The organism is Candidatus Competibacter denitrificans Run_A_D11 (genome assembly GCF_001051235.1).
Lineage (GTDB): Bacteria > Pseudomonadota > Gammaproteobacteria > Competibacterales > Competibacteraceae > Competibacter_A > Competibacter_A denitrificans.
Window position 1 is genome coordinate 1 of sequence record NZ_CBTJ020000063.1, and the last position, 10,253, is coordinate 10,253.

Annotated in this window: 11 protein-coding genes and 3 pseudogenes; 9 read left to right on the forward strand and 5 right to left on the reverse strand. The window is 58.6% G+C overall.

What is annotated here, in order from left to right; translation table 11 throughout:
* Positions 1-318 precede the first annotated feature (318 nt).
* The 5 genes and pseudogenes from BN873_RS12865 (at position 319) to BN873_RS12885 (ending at position 3,437) form a co-directional block, all read left to right on the forward strand.
* Entirely contained in the window at positions 319-1,293 is a 975-nt protein-coding gene (locus BN873_RS12865) for an alpha/beta hydrolase (RefSeq protein ID WP_048674303.1), read from the forward strand.
* 40 nt (positions 1,294-1,333) lie between these two features.
* Positions 1,334-1,600: a UPF0175 family protein gene (locus tag BN873_RS12870; protein WP_048674305.1), complete on the forward strand. Its 267-nt coding sequence runs from the start codon at positions 1,334-1,336 to the stop codon at positions 1,598-1,600.
* On the forward strand, positions 1,597-2,088 hold the full coding sequence (locus tag BN873_RS12875) for a PIN domain-containing protein (RefSeq protein WP_048674307.1): 492 nt from the start codon (positions 1,597-1,599) through the stop codon (positions 2,086-2,088). The genes BN873_RS12870 and BN873_RS12875 overlap by 4 nt, the downstream gene beginning before the upstream one ends.
* Before the next feature lie 711 nt (positions 2,089-2,799).
* Positions 2,800-3,036: a type II toxin-antitoxin system VapB family antitoxin gene (vapB, locus tag BN873_RS12880; RefSeq protein WP_048674311.1), complete on the forward strand. Its 237-nt coding sequence runs from the start codon at positions 2,800-2,802 to the stop codon at positions 3,034-3,036.
* Positions 3,036-3,437, forward strand: a pseudogene (locus BN873_RS12885) (PIN domain-containing protein). Before vapB ends, BN873_RS12885 begins: the two are co-directional and overlap by 1 nt.
* 458 nt (positions 3,438-3,895) lie before the next feature.
* On the opposite strand, the gene BN873_RS19590 reads toward BN873_RS12885, so the two are convergent.
* A complete protein-coding gene (locus BN873_RS19590; RefSeq protein WP_171820476.1) occupies positions 3,896-4,177 on the reverse strand; it encodes a hypothetical protein in 282 nt (93 codons plus the stop codon).
* A 54-nt stretch (positions 4,178-4,231) separates the two neighbouring features.
* A complete protein-coding gene (locus BN873_RS12890; RefSeq protein WP_048674312.1) occupies positions 4,232-4,771 on the reverse strand; it encodes a GNAT family N-acetyltransferase in 540 nt (179 codons plus the stop codon).
* A gap of 197 nt (positions 4,772-4,968) precedes the next feature.
* On the opposite strand from BN873_RS12890, the pseudogene BN873_RS21455 reads away from it, so the two are divergent.
* Positions 4,969-5,209, forward strand: a pseudogene (locus BN873_RS21455) (IS701 family transposase); the annotation flags it as partial.
* Here the strand turns inward: BN873_RS21455 and BN873_RS12900 are convergent.
* Positions 5,202-5,579: a type II toxin-antitoxin system death-on-curing family toxin gene (locus BN873_RS12900; protein WP_048674316.1), complete on the reverse strand. Its 378-nt coding sequence runs from the start codon at positions 5,577-5,579 to the stop codon at positions 5,202-5,204. The pseudogene BN873_RS21455 and the gene BN873_RS12900 sit on opposite strands and share 8 nt — an antisense overlap.
* Positions 5,576-5,803, reverse strand: coding sequence for a hypothetical protein (locus BN873_RS12905; protein ID WP_048674318.1), 228 nt, complete (start codon positions 5,801-5,803; stop codon positions 5,576-5,578). Before BN873_RS12905 ends, BN873_RS12900 begins: the two co-directional genes overlap by 4 nt.
* Before the next feature lie 335 nt (positions 5,804-6,138).
* On the opposite strand from BN873_RS12905, the gene BN873_RS12910 reads away from it, so the two are divergent.
* Positions 6,139-7,311 (forward strand): ATP-binding protein, encoded by a 1,173-nt coding sequence (locus tag BN873_RS12910; RefSeq protein ID WP_171820477.1) that lies wholly within the window; start codon positions 6,139-6,141, stop codon positions 7,309-7,311.
* Positions 7,312-7,505: 194 nt separating this feature from the next.
* On the opposite strand, the gene BN873_RS12915 is transcribed toward BN873_RS12910, so the two are convergent.
* Entirely contained in the window at positions 7,506-8,762 is a 1,257-nt protein-coding gene (locus BN873_RS12915; protein ID WP_048674322.1) for a putative Na+/H+ antiporter, read from the reverse strand.
* 155 nt (positions 8,763-8,917) lie between these two features.
* Between BN873_RS12915 and BN873_RS12920 the strand changes: the two genes are divergently transcribed.
* Together BN873_RS12920 and BN873_RS19095 are read left to right on the forward strand one after the other, a co-directional pair.
* Entirely contained in the window at positions 8,918-9,475 is a 558-nt protein-coding gene (locus BN873_RS12920; RefSeq protein ID WP_048674324.1) for a recombinase family protein, read from the forward strand.
* Between the two features lie 2 nt (positions 9,476-9,477).
* A pseudogene (locus BN873_RS19095) lies at positions 9,478-10,159 on the forward strand (DUF4158 domain-containing protein); the annotation flags it as partial.
* Positions 10,160-10,253: the final 94 nt, after the last annotated feature.

Genomic DNA, 10,253 nt, shown 5'->3' on the forward strand with positions numbered 1-10,253 from the left:
AGTTGGTTTGAAGCAAAACTCGCCATCATCCGCCCCGCCATCCGTACCTATCTGACTAACCCACTTTACATATTACCCTCAACTGCGTAACTCCTATAACAGCAACATCCGCCACTTCCTCGCCCGCTTCCGCCGCCGCCGCCGCACCAAAGTTGTCTCTAAAACCGAAGAAATGGTGGACCTTTCCCTACGCCTCTACCATCATCTCCATGATCACCCCGCCGCCTTCGCGGCCCTTTCTGCAACCTTTTTATCTATCTTTGGTTAGGAATCTCCTAATTTTAAATACATTCATGCCAAATCAGAAGGAGTCGAACGATGGAGGATTATGTACTCTCAGTGCGGGCCGTCCGCAGCGGTGTTTTCGTCGCCGAGGTTGGCCCCAGTAAATTTTTGGTCGTTCCTGCCGGTCAATCGCCCACACCCGCCCACGCGATCACCCAGGCGGCTTGGTATAAAGTCGTCCGCGCTGCCGCTGCGTGGCAAAACCACCAGGGCGAACCACGCGGCGATCTGCTCTTCATCGTCCACGGCTACAACATGAACGTGGATGACGTGATGCAACGGCATCGCCGCTTGAAGGAGGATTTATTGGCCTTGGGCTTTAAGGGGGTCATCGTCTCCTTCGACTGGCCCAGTGATGATAAAACCCTGGCCTATCTGCCGGATCGCCACCGCGCCAAGGAAACGGCCTTCCGGCTGGTCTCCGACGGCATCGCCTATCTATCAGCCGAACAAACCCCCGCTTGCACCATCAACATTCACGTTCTTGGCCATTCCACCGGCGCTTATGTGATTCGGGAAGCCTTCGACGACGCCGACGATAAACAGCTTGCCAACATGAGTTGGAATGTCAGCCAGGTGCTGTTTGCAGCCGGTGACATCTCAGCGGACTCCATGGCGACCGGCGACAGCGAAACCGAATCCCTCTACCGCCATTGCATCCGCCTCACCAACTATTCCAGCCGCTATGACCAGGCGCTGGATTTATCCAACGTCAAGCGGTTGGGCATCTCGCCTCGGGTCGGCCGAGTCGGCCTACCGGGCGCCGCGCCGCCGAAAGCGGTGAATGTCGATTGCACGGCCTACTACGAAAAACTGGCTGACGCCGGAACCGGCATCGCCGCGCAAGACCAGCCGAACGGTTTTCCAGGAATCCCAAGCCATTCCTGGTATTTCGGCAACAAGACCTTTACTCGTGATCTGTTTGGGGTGCTGATTGGCGAGGACCGCACCCTGATCCCGACCCGCCAGGTACTGCCGGATGGCTGGATTGTGCTGGAAAAGCCCTGATTGGTGGAGGGGCCGATAACATCTATCTGGAGTGCTCAACATGCCTGACGCCGCCACAGCGACCCTCGAAATTCCCCAAACCGTCTTGGACGCCGCCCAAATGAACGCCCACGAACTGCGCCGCGAACTGGCGCTAACGCTCTACGCGCAACATCGGCTGTCGCTGGGCAAGGCGCGGGAACTGGCGGGCTTGAGCCTGTGGGAGTTCCGGCAGTGGCTGGCGACCCGGCGCATCGAAACCCACTACGATGAAACCGACTTGCAGGATGATTTGACGACACTACGCGCGTTGGGCCGCCTGCCGTGACGGTACCGATCTGCAATACCTCACCGCTGACTAACCTGGCTGCCATCGGTCAGTTCGATTTGCTCCAGCGGCTGTATGGTCGGCTGCTGATCGCTGAGGCGGTCTGGGAAGAATTGAACGCCGAGGGCCGCACTTGGCCGGGCCGGGTTGAAGTGGCAGCGGCAAGCTGGATCGAGCGGCGGACAGTGCAAAACCGGCCGCTGGTGACGGCGCTGCGGGAACGGCTTGATTCGGGCGAGGCGGAAACCATCGCCTTGGCTGTGGAATGTTCGCCGCCGTTCGTTTTGATGGATGAGCGGGAAGGCCGCCGCAGTGCGCAGCGTTTCGGCCTGAAAACGGTGGGTGTGGTCGGGGTGCTGATCGAGGCCAAAGGGCACGGCTTGGTGGGGCAGGTGGGGCCGCTATTGGAACAGTTGCGCCAAGAAGCGGGGTTTTTCCTGAGCGACCGGGTGATTCACGACGCCCGCACCGTGTGCGGTGAGGTTTAGCCGAGGGCGAAGCGCATGACCTTCGGCACGCATGTCGCGTTTGCCTCGGTGCTGTATCTGGGCGGGGCGACGCTGTTGGTTCCGTTGCGTTAATTTTTGGAGAGCGACGCTTGGTAGGAAATAGCCTGATCTCAGGTGCAATCAGACCGCAAGGGAATAGAATTGATCAGCCCCTGCAACCGCTTTCCGCTCTAGGCACCCGCGAGGCCTACGCCCTCATCAACGCCTGAGGGGCGACAGAAAGGCATCACAGCCTTATCCGGGTCTTTCTTGGGCGACCGAGCGATACAGGTACACACTCGTCTATGGCGAGGGTAGTGCCAGGATAAAACCACCGGAACTTCGGCCTTTCTGTTTTTTTTAAATATTACGTAACACGTATTTTTACGCATCTTAATCCCTATAATTCAAGATTCCGTCCATAATCTTGAATTGCAAAATCGCTGGCACAGCCGGTCTAGGGGCGCCGTCTACTGGCAGGATTGATGGAACCTCAGAACGAAATGAGCTAGAAGCGAGCGGCTGCCTCTGTGCGGGCCAAACGTTGGAAAACGCCGAAACGGTCAGTCAGGCGGCCGACCGGGCCAGTCCGATTGCTCACTTTGCCGCAGGGGCAGGAATCATCGGGCAAACGCCTGATGTACATCCCTGTATTCATGGAGGATAAGCAGCGTGCTAACATAAAACTTTCCCCCTCTGGGAGAGTTTTCGATGCTGACGACCAAAGCGTTTAAAAATGGAAACTCACAGGCGGTTCGGATTCCCGCTGAACTCGCGTTCGAACGGATCGACATCGAACTGGAAATCGAGCGGGTCGGGGCTGAACTACGGATTCGACCCGCGCGCCGGTCTTTAGCCGGCGTATTAAGTAAGTTCTCACGATTCTCGTCAGAGGTTATGGCGGAAGGACGCGGCGATCACGAGCAGGCCGAACGCGAGGATGGATAATGCCGAGATACATGCTCGATACTAATATGTGCATCTACCTCATGAAAAACTAACCCGCTTCCGTCGCCCGGCGGTTCGCCGAATGCTATGTCGGCGACGTGGTGATCTCGGCGGTGACCTACGCCGAACTGGAGTACGGGGTCTCGGCGGCCAACGACCCCGAAAAGGAGCGGCAGCACTTGGTCGCCTTGGTGGAGGATCTTCCGGTCGCGCCCTTCGACCGTGCGGCGGGCTGCGCTTACGGCCCGATCCGGCAAGCGACGCGCGACCGCCGCAAGAATCTGGACAAGCTCATCGCGGCGCACGCGGTTTCGCTGGACGTGGTTCTGATCACCAACAATCTGAAAGACTTCGCGAGATATCCTGGTCTCAAGACGGAAAACTGGGTCGAGTCACCGTAAGAGGGCTTGACGTCCTTTATTTTACCAGGGTTTCCCCCCTCCAGGCGCGGGGCCGACCCCTTCGGTCGAACGTGTCGGCTTCTAATTTCAGCACTTTCTGGTTCAAGTTCGGCTGGATTTGGAAAACTCGGCGCCACGTCACACAAGAGTCAGGCGGACGCCGAACCGCTTCACTGCAAGCCAACGTGAATGGTTTGAGTGAGATCTGATAGAAGTTACGCTGTTTTATTTATAAGTATTTAATTTTAAATAAAATTATTGCGAAGTCCGCGGCGACCGCGGTCCCGGCTACCGCGGCGGCGGCGGGTTTCGGGTGGTGGCGTCCCCATTCTTCTCTGATCGATGAACACTCTGATCTCTGACGGACCGGCGGGTTGGCTTCCAGGAAAAAGACGAATCGGAAAACGGGCATGGACATCATGGAATTGGTGGGTAAATTGGCCGCGCTGTTGAGGGTTCTAATGACATGGACGCCTCGCTTCTGCCACTGGTTGGGGTTTGGCTACCTTGGCTGTATCCTGCCTCCGTAGCTCGCCCGCGTCCATGTCATTAGAACCCACCAAACCCCCGTAGCGATGCAGCCATTCGGCCATCGCCGTTTCATGACGGCGTTGCGCCGCATGGTAGTAAACCCAGACGCAATACTCGCAATAGCGTCCGCAGCACTCTCGCTCACCGGGCGGCGTCGGCGGCGTTGGCGGCGTTGGCGGGGACGGTGGAGAGAAATCGGGTAAAGACATCAATGTGTCCACACTAATCCGAGAGACGATCCGGCACACAGAATAACGCTGCATTCACTCGGTTTTCAAATCCAGCATGACATGAATCACGTCGGTATCCCGACTTACGGACATCGGCAAACCGGAGCGCTCGAATACGGCGAGCATGGCGCCGTTATCGGCCAAGACATCAGCCCGGAAGTGGGTGACTCCCCGCTCGCGGCCGATGCGCGTCAAATGCCGCAACAGATGGCTGGCGATGCCCTGACCTTGGTCGTCTTCCTCGACCGTGAAGGCGATTTCCGCGCTGCGTCGGCCGTTGGCCTCGTCGAATGCGCTATAGCGCCCCCCACCGATGATCGTTTCCCGCTCGTCCTGACCAAGCGTCGTCACCAGCGCCACATCGTTCTCGAAATCGGGTTCGGTCGCATGGCGCAGCTCCTCGGCCGTCAAGCCAGATTTATGCTGAAAAAAGCGCGCGTAAACAGTTTCCGGCCCTAGGGCGTGGAACGCGGCAACGATTTTGTCCTTGTCGTCCGGGCAGACGGCACGCACCGTCACCTGCGTGCCGTCGCGCAGCCTCTCCAGCACAGAAAAATTTTGCATATCAGCCATTTTTTATCCTTGTGGTCGTCAGAAAATCCTTTATCCACCGCAGATCACGCGGCGGCACGGCGTCCAATAACCTTACGCCATGATGCCATCAATCCATCAGACGGCCATCGTCATCAAAAAAGGGATAGGGTCCAGCGTAGTCTCCTAATAACAGCGTGACTCAGCGCCGCCTTACCCCTTCACCTTGAAAGCCCTGGGGCTATGGGCTGATCCGCTGGTTTCTGATGGTCACCCCAGACCGCGACAGGGACTACTGGGCCACCAATGACCTGAAGATGACCGCCCTCACCCGCATCCGTTTCACCGGTTATGCCTGGAGCATTGAAACCGATCATCGGGGAATCAAACAATACTGTGGCGCCGAGTATGCTCAGTCAGATCCACGCCGCCCATGCGCAACGTAACCACATCCCACTGGCCCTGCGGGCGGTCACTCGGCCCGGACATGCTCCCGCAGCCACGGTTCCAGCCGGTCGTAGCGGAACGCGCGGGTTTCGAACAGCCGCATGAAAAAGGCATACGCGGTTTCGCTATCGCACGCGATGCCATAGCCGTTCATCCGCAAAAACGTGTCGGTCACGAAGAAGGCCACCCGTTTGTTGCCGTCCAGGAATGGATGGTTGTTGGCCAGGCTCTCCATCAGCGCTGCCGCCTCTTCGACGAGGTCTCGGTAATAGCCGAGCTGGGGCCGCATCAGGGCGGCCTCCAGGGCGCCGGGGTCACGCAGCCCCGAGGTACCCCCGAACACCTCGATCAGCCGTGCGTGCATGGCGACGACTTCGGACAGGGTGGGAAAATCATGGCTCATTGGGCGAGGAGTTCGCCCAATCGGTGGTTTTTCTCCACACTCGCCTGGAAGCGCGCCATGACCTCGGCGCGTGGCGTGGCGTCGCGCTTGCGCTCGACAAACTCGCGCAGCGCCTGCTCCAGCACGGCCTGGAACTGGCGGCCTTCCTCGCGGGCGATGGCCCGCAGTTCGCCAAGCAGGCGCGGATCGGCCTGGCTGGAAAATTTCTGGCGGACGGCATTCATGATCGGCTGCTCTCTGTCAAATATCATCAAGATAAAGCTTGATGTTAAACCGGCCCCCTTGGACGGGCAATCTCGGTATTTTTGCCCAAGCCGCCGAGACGGTGGATTAAGAGCCTATCCGACAATCCTGATCACGACCCGGAGGCTCCAACCTTTGAGAGGATGGATCCCCCGATAAACTCGGGGCGATTCATACTGCCGCCCACGTTTCCGATAGCCACATCGAAGTCCACGTTGCTGGGTGGACTTTGGCGAAGCAAAAACCAGCCGCTGGCCGGCAGGCACCCGCGAATAAGGTCATTGTTCTATACAAAATGTTCGGTCATAATGAATTTATGTATATCAAAAGACAAGCTGAGGCGGATTTACGCCAAGCGCTGGCGAGTGGCAAGGTGGCTCTCCTGCTCGGCGCACGGCAAGTCGGCAAGACCACGCTCGTTGAACAGGTGTTGCGCGGTGAGAACGCTCGATTTCTCAACTTTGACGTGGACATCGATAAGGCCCACTTTTTGGCGGCGGCTTCGCTAGCGCCCGCCGACGGTCTGCGCTTGCTGGGCGCGCCGGAGGTATTGGTGCTGGATGAGGCCCAGCGCTTGCCGGAGACGGCCCGTATCGTCAAAGGTTGGTACGATGCCAAGCTACCGGTTCGCCTGCTGCTTCTAGGCTCGTCCTCGCTGGATCTGCTCGATCAAAGCGCGGAAAGTCTGACCGGGCGCAACGCTAAATTGGTGTTACCCCCGCTGTTGTTTGCCGAGGCGGTGCGTTCTCAAGCCTGGGGCGCGCTGGATTGGAGCGAACCCACCGTGTGCGCATCGTTCGCCGTACCGCTGCGGGCGTTCTTACTCCAGCGCCTGGCGTTTGGCAGTTATCCTGAGGTGGTGTTATCCGCCGACCCGCGCCGCCTGCTGCGTGAGCTGAGTTCCGATTATTTATGGAAGGACATCCTGCAAACGGGGTTAGTGAAAACCCCAGACCTGATCCGTCGATTGCTTCAATTACTCGCCCATCAGGCAGGCAGTGAAGTTTCTATCAACGAACTGGCGACCCAGCTTCAGATGGGCCGGCCGACCGTCGAGCGCTATCTTGACCTGCTCGAACGCACCTTCGTGATTTTTCGGTTGCCCGCCTTTAGCACCAACCCGCGCAAGGAAATCTCTAAAAGCCACAAGGTGTTTTTCTGGGATACCGGTATCCGCAATGCGCTGCTCAACACCTTCGCCGCCGACGAGATCCGTCCCGATATCGGCGCGCTGTGGGAAAATTGGGTCGTTGCGGAGATCGCCAAGCGCAATGTCTTGTTGGGGTCGCCCATCGAGCTATTCTTCTGGCGCTCGCGTACACAGGCGGAGGTGGATCTGGTGGTGAAGGGTGAACACGGGTTGCAAGCTTTCGAGATCAAATGGACACCGCGTCGCGTGGGCAGTGCGGCTTTTCAAGCCGCCTACGGGGTGAAGGCCCAACGCCTCAGCCCCCATCGGCCCTTTGTCGCTGAGCAGGTGACGATGTGAAGTATTCGGCGTTGCCAGAGGAGAATGGATGGTTCGAGGCATGAGGGCTTCTTGCGATTCGTGCTCACGTCCAGACACGCGCACGAGCTAAACCGCTTTCTCACCCCGAATGAAAAATGGGGCACTAGGGGACGCTTCAGAAAACGGAAAATAAAGCACGTTAAGCCCAGGTACTGGGCCAAAACGTGCCATGTTCAGAGGAATCGGAATGCCAATGCCGCAATGATCGTCGGCGGCAACGCCGCCAACAGCAGTCCTAGCGGATGCACCGCCTCATCATCGAAGTGACCCCGCAAGATGGCGATGCCTGCCGGATTTGGCGCGTTGGCGATGATGGTCAGCCCACCACCTGTTACGGCACCGGCGACCAGGGCGTACTTGAAACCATCGGATAGCCCTTCGACGAGCGATCCAAGGTAGGTCAAGGCTGCGTTGTCGGTAAAAGCCGTCAGGATGGCCGCTCCGAAGAACACCTGATCGCTGCTCATGCTCATCAGCACAGGTTGCAGCCACCATTGCTGGTGACCACCCAACACCACCAGCCCGGCCAGGAAGAAGGCGACCAATAGCCCTTCGCGCAGGATCAGACGATCCTGGTGACGTTGGTAGGCATGGGCCACGCCGAGGAAAAACAGGAACAGGCCCATGAACATCGCCGGATGATGGGCGAAGACCACGACACCCGCGAGGAACGCCAGATGCACCAAGACCAAAACACGAGGCACCCGATCACCGACGCCGCTGTCTGCCGGTGACAGTTGGCCCAGCTCCTTGCGCAATAGCAGCGTAGCGCCTAGAGCGTTCACAACGACTGCGATGGCTGCTTTCCAGCCGAACGCCGACATCATGAAGGCGATGTCCCAGTTCCATTTCCCGGCGACCATTAGCACAGGCGGCGCGGCAAACGGCGTCAACGTGCCGCCGATGGAGACATTGACGAACAGCACGCCCAGCGTGGCGTACTTCAAGCGAGAGGAAATGCCCTTCCCGAAGAAGCTGTCGGCCAGGATCAGGGCAGCCAACGTCATGGCCGCAGGCTCGGTGATGAACGACCCCAGCAAGGGCACCAGCGACAGCACGGTGAAATAGAACCCCATGCTGGCCGGCAAGGGCATCACGCGGGCGATGAGGCACACACTGGCCATAGCCGTTTGCAAAATCGGGCGGGTGCCCGCGATGACCATGATGGCAAAGACGAACATCGGCTCGGTGAAGTTGCGCGAGTCGATGTACTGCGTCGCCACTTTTGCGCCATCGGTGGCAAACATCGCCACGACCAGCACCAAGGCCCAAAAGCCGAACACCACTTCCACTTCACCCAGCAGGTGCCACACCCCGGCATGCGTCGGTTTCGTATGCGCCAGGTGCTCGAAGAACTTGGTGGCGAACGTGTGCAGGATGGCAACAGCAAACAGTGCTGCGCCGATCAGTTCGATGGTGGTGGGTGTCACATCCTCCCCTTGTTGTGTCAGATTTGGCTATACCCTAACGCAACGTCAGGGATGAGACTTCAATAGCGTCAGAATAGAGTCGAATATTAAATTTATTGACACAATTAGTCAAGAGTAATAAATTTCACCCTGACACATTACCTCTTGGAGGCACTTTGTACGGTCAACGCATCGGCTACGTTCGCGTCAGCAGCTTCGACCAGAACCCGGAACGGCAATTGGAAGGGGTTCAGGTGGCGCGGGTGTTCACCGACACGGCATCCGGCAAGGACACCCAGCGCCCCGAGTTGGAAAGGCTCCTCGCCTTCGTGCGCGAAAGTGACACTTTGGTGGTACACAGCATGGATCGCCTGGCACGCAACCTAGATGACTTGCGTCGCATCGTGCAGGGCCTGACCAAGCGCGGTGTGCGCGTCGAATTCGTCAAGGAAAGCCTGGCCTTCACCGGCGAGGACTCGCCAATGGCGAATTTGATGCTGTCGGTGATGGGTGCGTTTGCCGAGTTCGAGCGGGCCTTGATCCGCGAGCGGCAGCGTGAAGGGATCGCGCTCGCACGGCAGCGGGGTGCGTACCGGGGCCGCAAGAAGTCACTGAACGATGAGCAGATTGCCAAACTGAAACGGCGCGTCGCGGCGGGTGAGCAAAAGGCGCTGATTGCCAGAGATTTCGGCATCAGCCGTGAAACCTTGTACCAGTACCTGCGCGAGTCCTGAGCATGCCGCGTCGTTCCATTCTGTCCGCCACCGAGCGCGAAAGCCTGTTGGCATTGCCCGATGCCAAAGACGATCTGATCCGGTACGTTCAGCGAAACCGACCTATCGGTGATTCGTCAGCGGCGCGGGCCTGCGAATCGGCTGGGCTTCGCTGTTCAGCTTTGCTACTTGCGATTCCCCGGCGTCATCTTGGACGCTGATGAGCCGCCATTTCCACCCTTGCTGCGCATCGTGGCGTCACAGCTCAAAGTGCCGGTCGAAAGCTGGAACGACTACGGGCAGCGGGAACAGACCCGGCGCGAGCACCGGGTCGAACTGCAAACGGTGTTTGGCTTCCAGCCGTTCACCATGAGCCACTACCGGCAGGCCGTCCACACGCTGACCGAGCTGGCCATGCAAACCGACAAGGGCATCGTGCTGGCCAGCGCTTTGATCGAGCATCTGCGGCGGCAGTCGATCGTACTGCCCGCACTCAACGCCATCGAGCGCGCCAGTGCCGAGGCCACCACCCGCGCCAATCGGCGAATCTACGACGCTCTGTCCGAGCCACTGTCGAATGGGCACCGGCATCACCTCGATGAGCTGTTGAAGCGCCGCGACAACGGCAAGACGACTTGGCTAGCCTGGCTACGGCAATCATCGGCCAAGCCGAACTCCCGCCACATGCTGGAACATATAGCCAAACAAAATAACAATGATCATATTTGATGGGAGCGGAAGAGGTCTTCAATGGAGCAATGGGTTTGCTTACGGATCGCTTTGGCTTGTGCCCATTTAT